Genomic DNA, 15,660 nt, shown 5'->3' with positions numbered 1-15,660 from the left:
AGCGTTGGCCTGCTACGACAGTCGGGCGGATGCGCCCGAGCGATCGCCGGTCCGACCGGGTGTTGTCGGGTGGCAGGTCCGGCAGCGGCCTCCCGGGCGACGAGCCGGTGGGCCCGGGCCGTCGGGACCGTGCTCATGGCCCCGACCGGCCCTCTCGGGAGCAGGTGTCTCATTGGGGTGCGTCCGGAGGAGGGTTCTCAAGCTGGTGGATCAGCGCCTTGAGGGCGGCGACCTCGTCGAGCAGGGCCTGTTTGCCCGCCTTGGTGAGGTGGATCCAGGTGCGGGCGCGTCTGCCCTCGTAGCCCTTCTCGACGGTGATCAGCCCTGCCTTCTCCAGTACTGCGACGTGCTGGGAGAGATTGCCGGCGGTCAGGCCAAGCGTGGTGCGAAGGAAGGTGAACTCGACGCGCCTGGCTTCCTTGGCGATCGCGAGGATGCCCAGGCGCACCCGTTGGTGCACGACGTCGTCAAGGCTGGTGGTGGGGTGTCCGTTCATTCGGCCGGCCGCTTCTGGATCCGTTGCTGCAGGGCGAGGCCGATACCACCGAGCAGGAGCACGCCTCCCCCGAGCAGGACGTCCCATCCGCCCCACGGCGACGGGTCGGGCACGTTGTCGGGATCGATCAGGAGGGCGAGATAGGTGCAGGTGACGGCCAACAGCAACCAGCTGCGCTCGATCACGGCGAGCACCAGCAGCGCCAGGCCGATCGCCGCGGCTGGGCTCGTCATCGCGTAGTAGAGCGCGGAGGCGAGGGTCGGTTCGCGGAAATCGGGCGAGGGTGCCGTGCCCAGCACCGTCCACACGGTGTAGCCGGTGGTGACCGAGCCGAGGACGGCGCCCAGTGCCAGGTAGGGGCCGACCCGGGTGCCCACGCCTCGCCGGCGGGCAAGCCGCAGGTAGAACCAGCCGATCGCCGCGAAGGCGAGGCCCATCGCCACCGGGTAGTACCAGATGGCCAGCCGGACGTTGCCGCCCTGCCCGAACCGGACCACTGGCGCCGCACCGAACCGCACCACGGCGAAGACCAGGAGCGGGAACCATGCGCCGCGCTGCTCACGACGGACACGGCGGACCAAGGCCCGCTGCATCGCCAACAGGTCGGCAGGGTCGTCCGGCGATGGGACAGATTGAGTCGTCATGCAGACAGGTTTGCATGACAAACCACTTTTGCATAGAGATGACTTTTCAGTCACCCGCAACCGCCCCGGCGGGCTCCGCCTCGGCAAGGGCTCGCGAAGATCCGCGTGGACGGTCTTGCCCCGGATCTCCAGGGCGGCGGCGAACGGCCACCGGTGCCGCGCGGCCGCCCCACCACGGGAGGCGGGGAGGCGGATTCCCCGCGACCACGCTGCTGATCATCGAAGTACCCGGCCAGCGCTGGCAGACCGTCGGTCCTACAGTGGGCGGCATGACCAGTCCGCGCCCCACCTCGGCCTTCCACACACCCAACGCAGACCCCGCGATCACCGACCGGCTGATCGCCGCACTGGACGTCCAGGCCGCCAATCCCGGTGTCCGGCGGCTGCGGGAGTGGGCACACGCACGGCTTGCCGCACGGCCAGGCGAGCGGGCACTGGACGTCGGCGCCGGGACCGGGTCGGAGACCCGGGTCCTCGCGGCGGCGGTCGGCCCGGAGGGCACGGCGACCGGGCTCGAACCCCACGCAGGGCTGCGGGCGGTAGCCGAGCAGCGCGCCGCCGAGGCGGACAGTTCGGCGTGCTTCGTGGACGGGTCCGCCCTCGCCCTGCCGCTGCCCGACGGCGGCGTGGACGTGGTCTGGTGCGAGCGGGTGCTCCAGCACCTGGACGACCCGGCGGGAGCGGTCGCCGAGATGACCAGGGTCCTGCGCCCGGGCGGGCGGGTGGCCCTAATCGACACCGACTGGGCCACCTTCGTGCTCCACCCGGCCGCCCCGGAGGTGCGCCCCGCGCTGGCCTCCGTCGCCCAGGCCACCGCCGCCACCCCGGACGCCGGGCGCCGCCTGGCGGGCTGGCTGGCCGAGGCGGGCCTGACCGTCGACCACGTGGGCGCCGACGTCCTGCTGCACGACACCGGCAACGTGACCTGGCCGATCGTCCGCGGTCTCGCCACGGCGGCGCTCGGCCGTGGCCTGATCACCGAGAGGCAGCGCGACGGGCTCTACGACGACCTCGCGGAAGCCGCCGAGCGAGGCGCCTTCCACCTGTCGGTGACCGTCTTCGCCGCAGTGGCGCACCGGCCGGGCTGACGTCCCGCCACTCCCCCGGCACCGCTCGCGCAGAGGTCCGGTCCGGCTTCCTGCGCGAGCGGCCGTGACGGCGAGGACTCCCAGCAGGCGGCGCGGTCGTCCTCGGCGGCTTGCGTTCGAGCTCACCAGCACCGGCAGCGGACACGCGCTCACAGGCAGGTTCGAGGTGTTCGGCAACGTGATGCCATCCGGCGCTGGGTCGTCGGCCCAGGCCGCGCTGCCGTATCCGTTCTGGATGGACGCGCCGGGGGGCAGCGCACTGAGTACGGGTCAGCGGGCGATCGAGATCGCGAAGGGTGTGAATCCGCCGGCCCGGATGACGTGCGGGACGAACAAGATCGCGGCCTCCGCGGCGCGGGCGGTCCGGATCCCGCCGAGGTCGGTGATCCACTCCCTGTGCCAGCCGAGGTCGGTGAGCAGTTCACCGACGGTCTGCTTGGCCTGCGGGTCGTCGCCGGAGAGGAACGCAGTCGGTGTCTGGGCGAGCGTGGCCGGCGCGGTCATCACCGGGAACAGCATGGTGTTGAGGGTCTTGACGACGCGGGTTTCGGGGAGCGCGTCCTGGAGCTGTTCGGCGAGGCTTGAGCCGGGGTGGATCAGGTCGGCGGGCATTCCGTCCGGTCCGTCGGTGGTGGCGTTGGAGACGTCGATGAGGATCTTGTCGCGCAGTTCCTCGCTCAGTGCGGCGAGCCGCTCCAGCGAGCCGGCTCCCGGGGTCGCGTTGATGACGATCCGGGCGCTGCGGGCGGCGTCGGCAGCGGCGCCCGGCGAGCGGTCCGCCACGGTCACCTCATGCCCTGCCCGGGTGAGCGCTGTGGCCAGGGTGCCGCCGACGCGGCCGTTTCCGAGAACTGCGATCGTGGTCATGATGGTGTGGTCCTTTACCTGGGTGCGGTTTGTGGTGCGCGGTCAGCGTGAGAGCGTCGCGACGGTCTGGGCGTGGACGCCGGGCGCGGCGGCCAGGAAGCTTTCGCTCTGCGGGGTCCAGGGGCGGCCCTGGGCGTCGGAGATCCGTCCGCCGGCCTCGGTCACGAGCAGCGCGCCGGGCAGCAGGTCCGCGCGGGCGCCGGCGAACTGCCAGAAGGCGTCGATCCGGCCGGCGGCGACATCGGTCAGGTGCAGGGTTGCGGGCACGGCGGTGCGCACGACGAGCGCGTCGAACAGCATCGCGGTGATCGAGGAGCCGACGCGCCGCACGACCTTCTCGTCCTCGTCGGGGCGGGCCTGGCTGGTCGCCACGATGCTCAGGCCGAGGTCCGCGCTCGGGGAGACGTGCAGCGGCCGGCCGTCGAGGTGGGCGCCCGCGCCGGTGAGCGCGGTGTATGTCTCGCCGGTCAACGGCAGGTGGACCGCGGTGAGCACCGGCTGGTTGTCGCGCACGAGGGTGGCGGTCACCGCCCACTCCGGAAGAGCGTGGAGGTGGTTGACGTTGCCTTCGGCCGGATCCACCACCCACCACTCGCCGGGCGGCAGCGCCCCGCCGTCGAGCTCGTCCTCCACCCACCCGGCCTGCGGGCGCAGGCGTGTGAGGCGGGGGCGCAGGATGTCGAGGGCCGTGTCGTCGTTGACGGCGAGCGCGCGCATCAGCTCTTCGCGGCTCTGGTAGCGGACCGCCTCGCCGAAGCGTTCGCGCAGCGCCGAGCCGGCTGCACGCACGGCGATCGCGGTCTGAGCGAGCAGGTCTGTGTCGAACGCGGCGACGTCAGTGGGCTGAAGCATGTCGGACATGGCGAACTCCCTTGCGAAGAGCGGGAAATGGGGCTGTATTGGCCGAAGCGTGCGCTCTGTTCGGCGCTCTGGTCTCGAAGGTATCCAGGCCCTTGATTAACTTCAAATGCATGTAAAGCACGGCTAGGATTACTCACATGCAATTGGATTTGAACCTGCTGGCCGCGCTCGACGCGCTGCTGGAGGAGGGGAGCGTGGCCGGGGCGGCCGCACGCCTGCATGTCACCGCCCCCGCGATGAGCCGGAGCCTGGGCCGGATCCGGCGTACGACCGGGGACCAGATCCTGGTGCGCACCGGCCGCACGATGACCCCGACGCCGTACGCGATCGCCGTCCGGGAACGGGTGCACGAGCTGCTGCACGAGGTCCAAGGGGTGCTCGCGCCGAGCCGTGAACTCGATCTGGCCACGCTGGAGCGCACCTTCACCCTGCGCTGGCACGATTCCCTGGTCGCCTTGAGCGGCCCCGCGCTGCTCTCGGCCGTACGCGAACAGGCGCCGGGCGTACGATTGCGCTTCGTCGCGGAATCGAGCACCGCCACCCCGGAGTTGCGGCGCGGCGAGGTGGAGTTGGAGGCGAACGCCAACCGCCCGAGCGCACCGGACATCCGTGCCGAGAACGTGGGCGAGACCCGCCTCGTCATCGTCGTGAGGCAGGGGCACCCCCTGACCCGCGTCAGGACCGTCACCGCCGAGCGGTACGCCGCCGCGGAGCACGTCACCGTCTCGCGGCGTGGAAACCTCGGCAATGCCCTCGACGAGGCCCTCGCGCGACTGGGCCTCACCCGCCGCGTGGTGGCGACCGCGCCGACCGAGGCGGCCGCGCTGGAGTTCGCACGAGGCTCAGATCTCGTGATCTGCGTCCCCGAGGCCACCACGCGCTCCGCGGTCGACGACCTCGGCCTGGCCGTGCTCCCCCTCCCGCTCGAACTTCCGTCGGCACCGGTGTACCTGTCATGGCATCAGCGGTACGACACCGACCACGCCCACGCCTGGCTGCGCGGACTGGCGCGGGCTGCGCTGGCCATGGGCGCAGCATCGTCGTAACCGGCGCCGTCCGGCCTCTTCACCCATCACCCGGCGGCCGGGCGGCGCGGACCGGGGAAGCGGGCGCGGACGCGGAAGGCGCGGCCGGACGGCGGCGCCTGGTCATGGGGTCGTCATGTCGCAGGCTCTGCCCACGCCGCCATCCCGCCGAACCCCGAACGCCGGGTGGTAGCCGAGGTACTGGCGGTCCTTGTCGAAGAGCAGTTCCCCGCGAGCGTCGCCGCGTGATGACCTTGCCCGGGACTCCAGGAAGCCGGCCTGCCGTGACAGGGTGATCACGCCGACCGACGCGCGCCCTGGTACTACCAACTGGGACTCCCTGAGCGGCGACCTGACCGCCGCGGAGCCCGCTGTGACGGAACGGCGTCGATCTCCCCCTCCCGCTCCGCGGCTGTTCAGCTTGAGCGAACAGTGGTGTCGCAGGTCGGGCAGACCCTCCCGCTCCCCACCCACCTCGGTGGATACCAGGGGGAATCGGGCGTGGAGGGCTTGTAGTCCACGGTCTGCATGAGCCGGGTGTCCGCACCGCACAGCGTGTGATCGCTACGGGCGCCGGGCGCGGACGGGTCGGCCTTGGCCGCGTGCACGGCTCGCACACCCTCGACGTACTCCTCGCCGCCGCTGCCGAGGTGGTCCACCCGCTGGAGCTCGGGTTCCAAAAGCACGATCAGGCTCATCACCCCACCTTCGCCGGGAGCGGGCCGCAGCGCATCCGGGACCGGGCGGTGGGGCAAGCCGGTCCGGGGTTATCCCGCGTGTACGCCCACGCGAGTTGCGGCGGTCACAGAAGCGCGACCGCGCCGACGTGACGGTCCGGGACGTATGACCGGACAAGGCCGCCGGCGCCCTCGCCCTGGACCACGATTTCACGGACCCCCGCATCGACGCCGTGCTCCGCGGCCTCGACCCGACGGAGGCCGCCGTCGCCGACTCTGGGCCTCCCGCACGGCCAGCTGGGCCGACGCCGCCCTCGCCCAAACGACGCCGCCCACGACTACCGGGTCCGCCCCAGGCTCTCCCCCTCGGCGACCGGCACACCCAGCGCACCCTCACTGCGATCGGGGTGAACCGATGAGCCGTCGCCTGCCCGCTCCGGAGGCGGAGCACGGCCCGCTCGTGCGCGTGCCCGCCACACCGACCGGCACCGCCATGGCCGGCTCCGGCTCGGTGGGCGGCGCCCTGCTGCCCGGCACGGTGCCACCCGGCTCCCCGTCCGTGTGGCCACTCGTCGCGCTCGCCCCCGGCTCCATGGCCGACACCCTCGGAGTCCGAGCCCTCCGACGCCGGGGCAGCTGACACGGCGATACCACCGCCGCAGGCCTGACGGGCTGGCAGCCGGAGCGGAAGCCCTGATCCCGGCCGGTGCACCTGGCCGGCCGGGCGCCGCGCTCGCCGAGGTCGACCGCCTCTTCGATCAGTTGTCGACGGCCTGAGCAGCGCGGTGGAGGAAGTCGGCGTACGTGGGCACCCGCGACGGCCGGATCTTCGAGGCCCACCCCGGCGAGACCGTCTCCTGCCCGCCCGGCGAGGAGCACAGGCACGGCGCCGCCCCCGACCGCTTCATGGAGCACATCGCCATGTGGGAGGCGACCGCCGACGGCAGCCCCGAGACGACCTGGGCCGAACCCGTCACCGACCCGCAGTACAACGAGCCCCGCACCCGCCGGCCGTAGCCCGCACCGCCCGCATCCGGGCGGGCGGCCACGGCCCGGGCGGCGGAACCGTGCGGTCGCCGAGGACCGAGCTCGCCCCGACATACCGGCCGCCGAGCGGAGACCGGCCCAGCCCCGGAGGGCATCACCACCGAGGCCTGGCGCCGCCACGTGAGCGCCGGCCGGGACCTGGTCGCCCGGCAGCGCGCCACCGGCACCGGATCGGCGTCCTCGCCCCGGAGACCGTTCCGGCCTATGTCGGCGACCGCCAGGCCGAGGAGGTCCTCGCCCGTATCGCGAACGACATCGGCATCACCACCGGGGAGATCCTCGCCTGCCACCGCTACGCGATCTCCGGAGACGTCCGGGCGATGGGCGCCTGGTAGAACCGCAGGCCAGAGGGGGCGGCCTGTAGATTCACTCCCGTCCCGGAGTCCTCGATCGGGAGAGACCCATGAAACCGCCCCAGGTCAGCGCCCGCCGGTGATGGCCCGTGAGTGTGCGTCTCGGGTCCGGCGGGCGCCTGTCCGAAGGCTACCGGGACACGGTCGGCGGGCCGGGGATTCGTACCCGCCGCAGGATGGTCGCGCTACCCGTGGTGGTAGCGCTCAGATCTGGCGGTCGGGGTCGGAGAAGGTGAGGCTGCCGGGGGCGAGCGGACGGCGGGCCGGGGCAGGTGCGGGCGCGGTCTCGCCGGGCGGCTGGCGGAAGTCGGCGCCCTGCTCTACCGGCAGCAGCCGGCGCACGCCGGACTGGGCCGGCACGGGAGCATCGACGGCGGGCTCGGAGAAAGCGGGCAGCGAGAGGCTGCGACGGGTAACGGTCATGATCACAGTCTCGCAGCTCAGGCGGGCGCAGGTGAGCCGGATCGCTATCACCGGTGATCGCGGTCCGGTCCTGGCCAGCGGGGCCAAAGCAGAAGGCCCGGACGAAGCGTCCGGGCCTGCGTGCAGTTCGCCTGGTCAGGCCTGGCGGGCCTGGTGGCCGCCGTCGCCGTCGCCGTCGCCGCCGCGACGTAGGGGGAGCACGTTGTCGCTGCCGTCGGCCTCCGAGGTGAGCCGGTAGTGGACCGTGTCGTCGATCTTCTCCGTCCAGCCGCGTTCGACGAGCTGGCCGCACAGGCGGGAGAAGAGGGAGGCGTTTTACGGTGATCTCGGCGGCCAGTTCCTTGGCGTCCATCGGGACGACGCCGCTGGAGGGATCCTGGCCAGGCGAGGCGTAGAGCATGACGACCAGGCGCTGGTTGGGGCCAAGGCGCTGGTCAACCGCATGATCTTGCGGACGTCCTCGCGTGAGTCGATCTGCACGGTCGTCACTCCCCCTCGGGCTTCTTGTCGCTGCGAGTCTTGCGCGTCTTGGGCACCGGCTGGAGGCGCCCGACCCGCCGCTGCCGCACCCGGGCCAGCAGCAGGTGCCGGAGGCGCTGCCCGGGGTGCCGCTGGAGGAGCTCGGCTTCCAGGTGCAGACGTCGTACTGCTGCGCGCCGAGGTGGCCGGGCTGTCGGCGGGGCGCTGCTGCGGGTGGTGATGACGCACAGGGCCAGGCCCTCGTTGAAGCGCCCCAGCGCGGTGCGGGCTTCGATGTCATCGTGGAAGCCGGCGTGAGCAGCGCATGGTGATCGCCTCGAAGCGCGAGCGGGCCTCGCTCTTCCCAGCCTGCGCCCGAGAGGCGACCACCGTGCGACCACCAGCCTGGGAAATAGGCCCATGACCTGCGTGTCTCCCTTGGCCACATCGAAGGCGACTATCGCTTCAAGCCGTTGCTCCTGATGACCTCGCCGTACCAGTGCGCGCTGGACTTGGGGGTGCGCCGCTGGGTGGCGAAGTCGACGTGGACGAGGCCGAAGCGCTTGGTGTGGCCTTCGGACCACTCGAAGTTGTCCATCAGTGACCACAGCAGGTAGCCGCGGACGTTCACCCCTGCCTGGATCGCGTCGTGCAGGGCCGCGAGGTGGTCTCGCAGGAACTCGATCCGGTCAGGGTCGTGGACCCGGCCGTTGTCGTCGGGGGTGTCGGCGTATGCCGCGCCGTTCTCGGTGATCCAGATCGGCAGGTCGGGGCAGGCGGCCGCGATTCGCTCCAGTTGCCGACGCAGGCCGTCGGGATCGACGTCCCAGCCCATGGCGGTGGTGCGGAGTCCGGTTGGGTGGAACACGACGTCCTCGGCTCCGACCCAGGGCGATGGCCGGTGATCAACAGTGCCCGCGCCGACGGTGTGCGAGCTGTAGTAGTTGACACCGAGGAAGTCGATCGGGGTGCCGATCACGGCCTCGTCGCCCTCACGGAGGTGGCCGAGGCCGGCGATCGGTTCGATGTGCGCCAGGATGTCGGCCGGGTAGGCACCGGTGGCCACCGGTTCGAGGACGAGCCGGTTCATCAGCAAGTCGATCCGCCGGGCCGCGTCCTGATCGGTCGGGTCGTCGCTCACCGCCTGTACGGGGTAGAAGTTGGGTGCCGGTCCGATTGCCCGGTGTCGACCCTGCACCCGTAGTGCCCTCGTTGCCAGCCCGTGACCCAGGAGCAGGTGGTGAGCGGCGCGCAGCGCGCCCGGCGGGTCCTGCACCCCTGGGGCGTGCAGGCCGCTGGCGTACCCGAGGAAGGCGGCGCACCAGGGTTCGTTGACGGTGATGAAAGTGTCCACCAGGTCACCGAGGCGTTCACCGACCTGTCGGGCGTAGTCGGCGAAGCGCCAGGCGGTGTCACGGGCGCGCCAGCCGCCGCGGTCCTCCAGCGTTTGCGGGAGGTCCCAGTGGTAGAGCGTGGCGACGGGCTTGATGCCGTTCTCGTGCAGGGAGTCGAGCAGCCGTCGGTAGGAGTCGAGCGCCTTCGGGTTGAGCTGGCCGCTGCCGTCGGGCTGGAGCCGGGACCAGGAGAGCGAGAAGCGGTAGGCCTGGAGGCCGAGGTCGGCCATCAGGGCGACGTCCTGCCCGTGACGGTGGTAGTGGTCGCAGGCGGTGTCGCCGGTGGTGCCGTCGACGGTCGCGCCGGGGCTGTGGCTGAACACGTCCCAGATGGAGGGTGTCCGGCCGTCCTCGGAGGCGGCGCCCTCGATCTGGTAGGCGGAGGTGGCGGCGCCCCATCGGAAGCCGTCGGGGAAGCGGAGGAAGGTCTGCTCCGACACGGGTATGACACCTCGGGGACGGAGACACCGGACCGACGGATCGCAGAAGTCCGCGCCGGCCCGGATTGCCTCGACGGTGGGCTGGGCGGGTCAGTGAACGGGCAGGGCCGGCAGTGCCGGGCGTGCGAGTGCAGCCGCGCCGACCAGGCCGGCGCCGGTGCCCAGGGCGGCGGGGAGAACCGCGGTCCGGGCCGTGAAAGGCAGCGTGGCGTAGTCGGCCAGGTGACGGCGCAGTGGCCGGAAGAGCAGGTCGCCGGATCCGGCGACGCCGCCGCCGATGATCGCGGCTTCGATCTCCACCAGGGTGGCGACGGCGGCGATCCCGGCGGCGAGGGCCCGGGCGGCCCGATCGAAGGCGTGCAGGGCGAGTGGGTCGCCCGAACGGGCGGCGGCCGCGACCGCTGCGGCGGAGGTATCGCCGTCGGCGGCCCGCCAACCGCTCTCGGCGGCGGTCCGGGCGATGGCGGTTCCACTGGCGAGCCCCTCGACGCAGCCGCGTGAGCCGCAGGGACAGGGGCGGCCGGAATAGTCGACGCTGATGTGACCGAGGTGACCGGCGTTCCCGGTGGGCCCGGTGTGCAGTCTCCCGTCGATGATCAGGCCCGCGCCGATTCCTGTGGAGACCACCAGGCACAGGGCGTTGTGGTACGGGCGTGCGGCGCCGAGCCAGTGCTCCGCCGCAGCCATCGCCACCGCGTCGCCTCCGAGTACCACCGGCAGGCCGCTGACGGCAGGGTGGCCGGCGACCGCAGTGCGTAGCGGAAACGCCCGCCAGGCGGGAATGTTGACCGGGCTGACGGTGCCGTCCTCGATGTCCACCGGACCGGCGCTGCCGACTCCGACAGCCCGCACGCATGCCCACGAAGGGTGCCTGGCGAGGCTGTCCACCACGTGTTCCACCGCGGCCAGCACCGTACGAGCGTCCTCCCGTACGGGGGTGGGCCGCTGGACCCGGTGGACCAGGGTCCCGTCCGCGTCGACCAGACCGCCCGCGATCTTCGTCCCACCGATGTCCAGCGCCGCCAGCAGGGGGTGCACTGGGGTGGGTCGGTCGTCGACCGCAAGGGCCGATTCGTAACTCATCGTGACGTCTCCGCTGGTGTGACGAAGGAGAGCCCACCCTGCTTCGGGCGTGGTGTCCCCGGGCGGTCCCGGTAATTCTCGCCGTGCTGGACAACGTTGTCCATGGAGCCGTCCGGCCGAGGCCCTTTCGTCATCAAGTTAGGCAAAGGTTTAGTAAATCGAGCGTAGATCGCAAGAAACTGCCTGCATTTCAATGTTGATCGGTCTATGGACATGGCCGCGATGTGACGTCTACGTTAAGCAGCCAACGACGGGAAGGCCGCTTCTCGGCGTTCATGACGATCAGCGCGAAGGATGAGCGAAGATGCGCAGAGAGTGGATGGCCGTCACGGCCGCTTCCATGATTTTGCTCACTGCCTGTAGCAGTGGCGGCGGCGGGACCTCGTCCTCCGCGGCGACCGTCAACTCCGATCCGGCCAAGGTGTCAGGCTCCATCACGGTCCTGACCAATCGGACCGACCAGCTGAACAAGGGAGTCCTCGACAAGTACGCCACCGAGTTCAACAAGACCTACCCGAACGTCAAGGTCAGGTTCGAGGGCATGACCGACTACGAGGGCGAAGTCAAGATCCGCATGAGCACCGAGAACTACGGTGACGTGCTGCCGATCCCGTCCGACCTCTCGATCACCCAACTCCCCAACTTCTTCGCTCCTCTGGGTGACGCGGGAGACCTGTCGAAGCAGTACAACTGGACCGACTACGGCACCGTCGGCGGCAAGGTCTACGGCATCGCCAACTACGGCACCGTCACGGGCTTCGTCTACAACAAGGCGCTCTGGCAGCAGGCCGGCATCACCGAGTGGCCGAGAACCCCGCTGGAATTCATCGAGGACCTGAAGGCCGTCAAGTCCAAGACCCAGGCGATCCCGTACTACACCAACTACCACGACGGCTGGCCGCTGAAGCAGTGGACCGACGCGATCGGCTCGCCGAGCTGCAACGAGAGCGCCAAGGACGCGATGGCCTCCACCGCGACCCCGTGGACCAGCGGCAACGACATCCACACGATCGACAGCCTGCTGTACTCCGTCGTCCACGAGAAGCTGACCGAGCCCGACCCCACCACCACCAACTGGGAGAACTCCAAAACGCTTCTGGGAACCGGCCAGGCGGCCACCATGTACCTCGGCTCCTGGTCCATCGCCCAGATGCAGGACGCCGCGAAGGCCGCGGGGAAGAACCCCGACGACATCGGCTACATGCCCTTCCCCTCGGCGACCGCGGAGGGCAAGCTCTGCACGGTCCTCCAGCCTGACTACAAGTACGGCATCAACAAGCACTCCAAGAACCAGGAGGCGGCCCGGGCCTGGCTGGACTGGTTCATCAACAAGTCCGGCAGCGCCCAAGCCGAACAGGGCATCTCCTCGGTCAAGGGCTCCCCGATGCCGACCGCGCTCAAGCCCTTCGCCGACAAGGGCGTCACCATGATCGGCCAGAAGCAGGAGAAGTCCGCCGCCGTCAAGAAGATCGACAAGGCCGCGGAGATCGACCTCGACGCCCCCGACTACCGGCAGAAGCTCGTCGACATCGCCCGCGGCGCCGGCGCCGGAGACCAGAACGGCTACTTCGCGGACCTGAACAAGAAGTGGTCCGAGGCGCAGAAGACCGTCGCGGGCTGACGGCCCCGAAGGACTGCGGTGCGGCCGGGGCGCACTGCCCTGACCTCCCGGCCGCACCGCGCCCAGCGCCCCCGGCCCCGTGCCCCGGCCGCTCGGCGGTGCCAGGGAGGAACAGCCCCGTCGCCCGGACGGGCGGTGGGAGGGGAGGCGGGCTTCGGGTGTCCGGCTCAACGAAGGACAGGAAGATGACTGCACTGCAGAAGAACCGGAGCGCGATCGTGACGCCGCCCTCCGACAACCGGGCCGCAACGGCCGCGCCGGTCCGGCGCCGAAGGGCCGGCCGAACCCACTGGTGGTTCACGCCCTGGCTCTACCTGCTGGTCCCGCTGGCGCTGCTGGTGACCTTCACGTATCTGCCGATCCTCGACATGCTCGGCTACAGCGTCACCGACTGGGACGGCATCAGCCCCGAGCGGAACAACGTCGGGGCGGACAACTACACGGCGCTGTTCACGCGTCCGGAACTGTTCAAGGTCTTCCTGGTCAGCGGGGTCTACCTGCTGGCCTCCTTCGTCCAGATCGCGATGGCGCTCTACTTCGCCACCGTGCTCAGCTTCGACACCCGCTTCAGGAACCTCTTCAAGGGCGTCCTGTTCTTCCCGTACCTGATCAACGGCGTGGCGATCGGCTTCGTGTTCCTCTACTTCTTCCAGCCCGGCGGCACGCTGGATACCGTGCTGCGCCTGCTGGGCGTCGGCGGACAGCACCTGTGGCTGGGGGATCCGGACCTCGTCAACAAGTCACTCGCGGGGGTGTCGGTCTGGCGGTACATGGGCCTGAACATGGTGTTGTTCCTCGGCGCGATCCAGTCCATCCCGCCCCACCTCTACGAGGCCGCGGCACTCGACGGTGCGAGCCGGTGGCAGCAGTTCCGCCACATCATCGCCCCCAGCATCAAACCGATCATCAGCCTCAGCGCGATCCTCGCGGTCTCCGGCTCGCTGGCCGTGTTCGAGATCCCGTACGTCATGACCGGCGGCTCCAACGGCAGCGAGACCTTCGTCATCCAGACCGTCAAGCTCGCCTTCAAGTTCGACAAGGTCGGCCTGGCCTCCGCCTGCGCCGTCGTGCTGCTGGCCCTGATCCTGCTCGTCACCTGGATCCAGCGCCGCCTGGTGCCGGAGGAGAGGGTTGAACTGTCGTGACCATTCCCACCACCCGGGCCGCCCGCCGGTTCGCCCCGACCCCCCGGGTGCTTGCCGCCAAGGCCGGCAAGTACACCTCCCTGGTACTGGCCAGCGTGATTGTGCTGATCCCGCTGACCGTGGTGCTGTTCACCTCGCTCAAGAGCAGCAACGAGGCACTGACCACGGGCCCGCTTACCCCGCCGGGCGACTGGCTCAACCTCCACAACTACGCGACCGCCTTCCAGCAGGGCAGGATGCTGCAGGGCTTCGTCAACACCACGATCATCCTGGTGGTCTCCACCGCCGGCACCGTGCTGATCGGCTCGATGACCGCCTACGCCATCGACCGCTTCGAGTTCCGGCTCAAGAAACTCGTGATGGCCCTCTTCCTGATCGCCACGCTCGTCCCGAGCGTGACCACCCAGGTCGCTACCTTCCAGATCGTCAACGACCTCGGGGCGTTCAACACCCGCTGGGCACCGATCATGCTCTACCTGGGCACCGACATCGTGTCGATCTACATCTTCCTCCAGTTCATCCGCTCCATCCCGGTCTCGCTCGACGAGGCGGCCAGGCTCGACGGAGCCAATTCCTTCACCGTCTACCGTCGGATCATTCTGCCGATGCTCAGACCAGCCATCGCCACCGTGGTGATCATCAAGGGCATCGCGGTCTACAACGACTTCTACATCCCCTTCCTGTACATGCCCTCGGCCGACCTGGGCACCATCTCCACCTCGCTGTTCCGCTTCAAAGGGCCGTTCGGCGCGCACTGGGAGACCATCTCGGCCGGAACCGTCCTGGTCATCCTGCCGACCATGATCGTCTTCCTCGCTCTGCAGCGCTTCATCTACAGCGGCTTCGCGGCAGGTTCCACGAAGTGATCCGTCCCTCCGGTGCCGCACCTGCGCCGCGTCACCGCCAAGCCGATGAGCGCAGCCGCAGGTGAGCGCGCGCACCACCATCCGGGACGTCGCCGAGCGCGCCGGGGTCTCGCCGGGGGCGGTGTCCCTCGCGCTCAACGACCGGCCAGGGGTGTCGGAACGCACCCGCGCGCGGATCCGCGCGGCCGCGACCGAACTCGGTTGGGTGCCCGGCCAAGCCGCCCGCAGCCTGGCCGGGGGCGGCGGCCGGGGATACACCGTCGGCCTGGCGCTCACCCGCCCCGCCCGCCAACTCGGCCTGGAGCCCTTCTACATGGAGTTCGTCTCCGGCATCCAGAGCGTGCTGGAGGAACAGTCGGCCACGCTGCTGCTGCGGCTGGTGCGCGACCGTGACCAGGAGACCGCCGTCCATCACACCTGGTGGCGCGAAGGACGGGTCCGCGGGTCCGTCCTGGTCGACCTGATCGAGGACGATCCTCGGATCCCCGCCCTGGCCCGGATCGGCATGCCCGTCGTCGCGGCCGGCCACCCAGCGCTCACCGGCGGCTCGACGGCCTCCGTCTGGACGGACGACGCCGCCGCCGTCGAGGAGGTCGTCCGTTACCTCGCGCTGCTCGGCCACCGCCGGATCGCCCGGGTCGGCGGCGACCCACGGCTGGGACACTCCGCGATGCGGGCGCGCGCACTCGAACAGGTCGCCGCCGACCTCGGCCTGGACGAACCGCGCAGCCTGCCCACCGACTTCTCCGGCCGGGCCGGCGCCCGGGCCACCCGCGAGCTGCTCGCCTCCGGGACCCGGCGGCCGACCGCGATCCTCTACGACAACGACATCATGGCCGTCGCCGGACTCGCCGTCGCCGCCGAGTTCGCACTGGCCGTCCCCGACGATCTGAGCCTGATCGCCTGGGACGACTCCCAGCTGTGTCGGCTCACCCACCCCGCGCTCTCCGCCGTGAGCCACGACGTCCACGGCTTCGGCGCCCAGGTCACCCGCTGCCTCTTCGCCCTGCTCGACCGACGCGCCGCCGCCGCAGGCCCCGCCCCGACCCCCGTACTCGTACCCCGTGGCACCACCGCACCCCCCGGCACACCCTGACCACGTGCCGCTCCAGACCCCGGTCCGTCCCCTACTCCTCCCGAGGGTGAGGAAGCCCGGGGGCGGACCGGACCA

General features: G+C 70.7%; 17 protein-coding genes. 9 read left to right on the top strand and 8 right to left on the bottom strand.

Annotated features, from left to right (window positions below):
- Nucleotides 1–169 precede the first annotated feature (169 nt).
- Both AB0C76_RS14850 and AB0C76_RS14845 read right to left on the bottom strand, forming a co-directional pair.
- Nucleotides 170–496, bottom strand: coding sequence for a transcriptional regulator (locus tag AB0C76_RS14850; protein WP_359964500.1), 327 nt, complete (start codon nt 494–496; stop codon nt 170–172).
- Nucleotides 493–1,140, bottom strand: coding sequence for a hypothetical protein (locus tag AB0C76_RS14845; RefSeq protein ID WP_359964498.1), 648 nt, complete (start codon nt 1,138–1,140; stop codon nt 493–495). Before AB0C76_RS14845 ends, AB0C76_RS14850 begins: the two co-directional genes overlap by 4 nt.
- A gap of 269 nt (nt 1,141–1,409) precedes the next feature.
- On the opposite strand from AB0C76_RS14845, the gene AB0C76_RS14840 reads away from it, so the two are divergent.
- Complete coding sequence (locus tag AB0C76_RS14840) at nt 1,410–2,228, top strand: methyltransferase domain-containing protein (protein ID WP_359964496.1); 819 nt, start codon at nt 1,410–1,412, stop codon at nt 2,226–2,228.
- A 270-nt stretch (nt 2,229–2,498) separates the two neighbouring features.
- On the opposite strand, the gene AB0C76_RS14835 is transcribed toward AB0C76_RS14840, so the two are convergent.
- A complete protein-coding gene (locus AB0C76_RS14835; RefSeq protein ID WP_359964494.1) occupies nt 2,499–3,095 on the bottom strand; it encodes an NAD(P)-binding domain-containing protein in 597 nt (198 codons plus the stop codon).
- A gap of 42 nt (nt 3,096–3,137) precedes the next feature.
- Nucleotides 3,138–3,956 carry a 3'(2'),5'-bisphosphate nucleotidase CysQ gene (locus tag AB0C76_RS14830; RefSeq protein WP_359964492.1) on the bottom strand — a complete coding sequence of 273 codons (819 nt, stop codon included), beginning with the start codon at nt 3,954–3,956 and terminating at the stop codon, nt 3,138–3,140.
- 137 nt (nt 3,957–4,093) lie between these two features.
- On the opposite strand from AB0C76_RS14830, the gene AB0C76_RS14825 reads away from it, so the two are divergent.
- The gene (locus AB0C76_RS14825) at nt 4,094–5,002 is read left to right on the top strand and encodes a LysR family transcriptional regulator (protein ID WP_359964490.1); all 909 of its coding nucleotides are present in this window, start codon (nt 4,094–4,096) and stop codon (nt 5,000–5,002) included.
- Between the two features lie 395 nt (nt 5,003–5,397).
- Here AB0C76_RS14825 and AB0C76_RS14820 read toward each other — a convergent pair whose 3' ends face one another.
- Nucleotides 5,398–5,679 carry a hypothetical protein gene (locus tag AB0C76_RS14820; protein ID WP_359964488.1) on the bottom strand — a complete coding sequence of 94 codons (282 nt, stop codon included), beginning with the start codon at nt 5,677–5,679 and terminating at the stop codon, nt 5,398–5,400.
- A 394-nt stretch (nt 5,680–6,073) separates the two neighbouring features.
- Between AB0C76_RS14820 and AB0C76_RS14815 the strand changes: the two genes are divergently transcribed.
- From AB0C76_RS14815 to AB0C76_RS14805, 3 genes are all read left to right on the top strand, one after another.
- Nucleotides 6,074–6,298 carry a hypothetical protein gene (locus tag AB0C76_RS14815; protein ID WP_359964486.1) on the top strand — a complete coding sequence of 75 codons (225 nt, stop codon included), beginning with the start codon at nt 6,074–6,076 and terminating at the stop codon, nt 6,296–6,298.
- Nucleotides 6,299–6,462: 164 nt separating this feature from the next.
- A complete protein-coding gene (locus AB0C76_RS14810; protein ID WP_359964484.1) occupies nt 6,463–6,675 on the top strand; it encodes a hypothetical protein in 213 nt (70 codons plus the stop codon).
- Nucleotides 6,676–6,725: 50 nt separating this feature from the next.
- Nucleotides 6,726–7,040 (top strand): hypothetical protein, encoded by a 315-nt coding sequence (locus AB0C76_RS14805; protein ID WP_359964482.1) that lies wholly within the window; start codon nt 6,726–6,728, stop codon nt 7,038–7,040.
- 222 nt (nt 7,041–7,262) lie between these two features.
- Here the strand turns inward: AB0C76_RS14805 and AB0C76_RS14800 are convergent, their stop codons facing one another.
- The 3 genes from AB0C76_RS14800 to AB0C76_RS14790 all read right to left on the bottom strand — a co-directional run bounded on the left by AB0C76_RS14800 (nt 7,263) and on the right by AB0C76_RS14790 (nt 10,857).
- A complete protein-coding gene (locus AB0C76_RS14800) occupies nt 7,263–7,481 on the bottom strand; it encodes a hypothetical protein (RefSeq protein WP_359964480.1) in 219 nt (72 codons plus the stop codon).
- Between the two features lie 916 nt (nt 7,482–8,397).
- Nucleotides 8,398–9,774, bottom strand: a complete 1,377-nt coding sequence (locus tag AB0C76_RS14795) for a GH1 family beta-glucosidase (RefSeq protein ID WP_359964478.1) — start codon at nt 9,772–9,774, stop codon at nt 8,398–8,400.
- A gap of 90 nt (nt 9,775–9,864) precedes the next feature.
- Nucleotides 9,865–10,857 carry an ROK family protein gene (locus AB0C76_RS14790; protein ID WP_359964476.1) on the bottom strand — a complete coding sequence of 331 codons (993 nt, stop codon included), beginning with the start codon at nt 10,855–10,857 and terminating at the stop codon, nt 9,865–9,867.
- A 304-nt stretch (nt 10,858–11,161) separates the two neighbouring features.
- Here AB0C76_RS14790 and AB0C76_RS14785 point away from each other — a divergent pair, with 304 nt between their 5' ends.
- From AB0C76_RS14785 to AB0C76_RS14770, 4 genes are all read left to right on the top strand, one after another.
- Complete coding sequence (locus AB0C76_RS14785; protein WP_359964474.1) at nt 11,162–12,478, top strand: extracellular solute-binding protein; 1,317 nt, start codon at nt 11,162–11,164, stop codon at nt 12,476–12,478.
- A gap of 185 nt (nt 12,479–12,663) precedes the next feature.
- Nucleotides 12,664–13,623 (top strand): sugar ABC transporter permease, encoded by a 960-nt coding sequence (locus AB0C76_RS14780; RefSeq protein WP_359964472.1) that lies wholly within the window; start codon nt 12,664–12,666, stop codon nt 13,621–13,623.
- A gap of 47 nt (nt 13,624–13,670) precedes the next feature.
- Complete coding sequence (locus tag AB0C76_RS14775) at nt 13,671–14,489, top strand: carbohydrate ABC transporter permease (RefSeq protein ID WP_359964526.1); 819 nt, start codon at nt 13,671–13,673, stop codon at nt 14,487–14,489.
- A 61-nt stretch (nt 14,490–14,550) separates the two neighbouring features.
- Nucleotides 14,551–15,585 carry a LacI family DNA-binding transcriptional regulator gene (locus AB0C76_RS14770; protein ID WP_359964470.1) on the top strand — a complete coding sequence of 345 codons (1,035 nt, stop codon included), beginning with the start codon at nt 14,551–14,553 and terminating at the stop codon, nt 15,583–15,585.
- The last annotated feature ends 75 nt before the right edge of the window (nt 15,586–15,660 follow it).

This window comes from Kitasatospora sp. NPDC048722 (assembly GCF_040650235.1).
Lineage (GTDB): Bacteria > Actinomycetota > Actinomycetes > Streptomycetales > Streptomycetaceae > Kitasatospora.
The sequence above is the reverse complement of the archived record's forward strand: the minus strand, read 5'-3'. Positions and strand labels throughout refer to the sequence as shown.

Coding starts and splice junctions, on each gene's coding strand:
- AB0C76_RS14850 (WP_359964500.1), bottom strand. CDS start 496: ATGAACGGACACCCCACCACCAGCCTTGACGACGTCGTGCACCAACGG.
- AB0C76_RS14845 (WP_359964498.1), bottom strand. CDS start 1,140: ATGACGACTCAATCTGTCCCATCGCCGGACGACCCTGCCGACCTGTTG.
- AB0C76_RS14840 (WP_359964496.1), top strand. CDS start 1,410: ATGACCAGTCCGCGCCCCACCTCGGCCTTCCACACACCCAACGCAGAC.
- AB0C76_RS14835 (WP_359964494.1), bottom strand. CDS start 3,095: ATGACCACGATCGCAGTTCTCGGAAACGGCCGCGTCGGCGGCACCCTG.
- AB0C76_RS14830 (WP_359964492.1), bottom strand. CDS start 3,956: ATGTCCGACATGCTTCAGCCCACTGACGTCGCCGCGTTCGACACAGAC.
- AB0C76_RS14825 (WP_359964490.1), top strand. CDS start 4,094: ATGCAATTGGATTTGAACCTGCTGGCCGCGCTCGACGCGCTGCTGGAG.
- AB0C76_RS14820 (WP_359964488.1), bottom strand. CDS start 5,679: ATGAGCCTGATCGTGCTTTTGGAACCCGAGCTCCAGCGGGTGGACCAC.
- AB0C76_RS14815 (WP_359964486.1), top strand. CDS start 6,074: ATGAGCCGTCGCCTGCCCGCTCCGGAGGCGGAGCACGGCCCGCTCGTG.
- AB0C76_RS14800 (WP_359964480.1), bottom strand. CDS start 7,481: ATGACCGTTACCCGTCGCAGCCTCTCGCTGCCCGCTTTCTCCGAGCCC.
- AB0C76_RS14790 (WP_359964476.1), bottom strand. CDS start 10,857: ATGAGTTACGAATCGGCCCTTGCGGTCGACGACCGACCCACCCCAGTG.
- AB0C76_RS14785 (WP_359964474.1), top strand. CDS start 11,162: ATGCGCAGAGAGTGGATGGCCGTCACGGCCGCTTCCATGATTTTGCTC.
- AB0C76_RS14780 (WP_359964472.1), top strand. CDS start 12,664: ATGACTGCACTGCAGAAGAACCGGAGCGCGATCGTGACGCCGCCCTCC.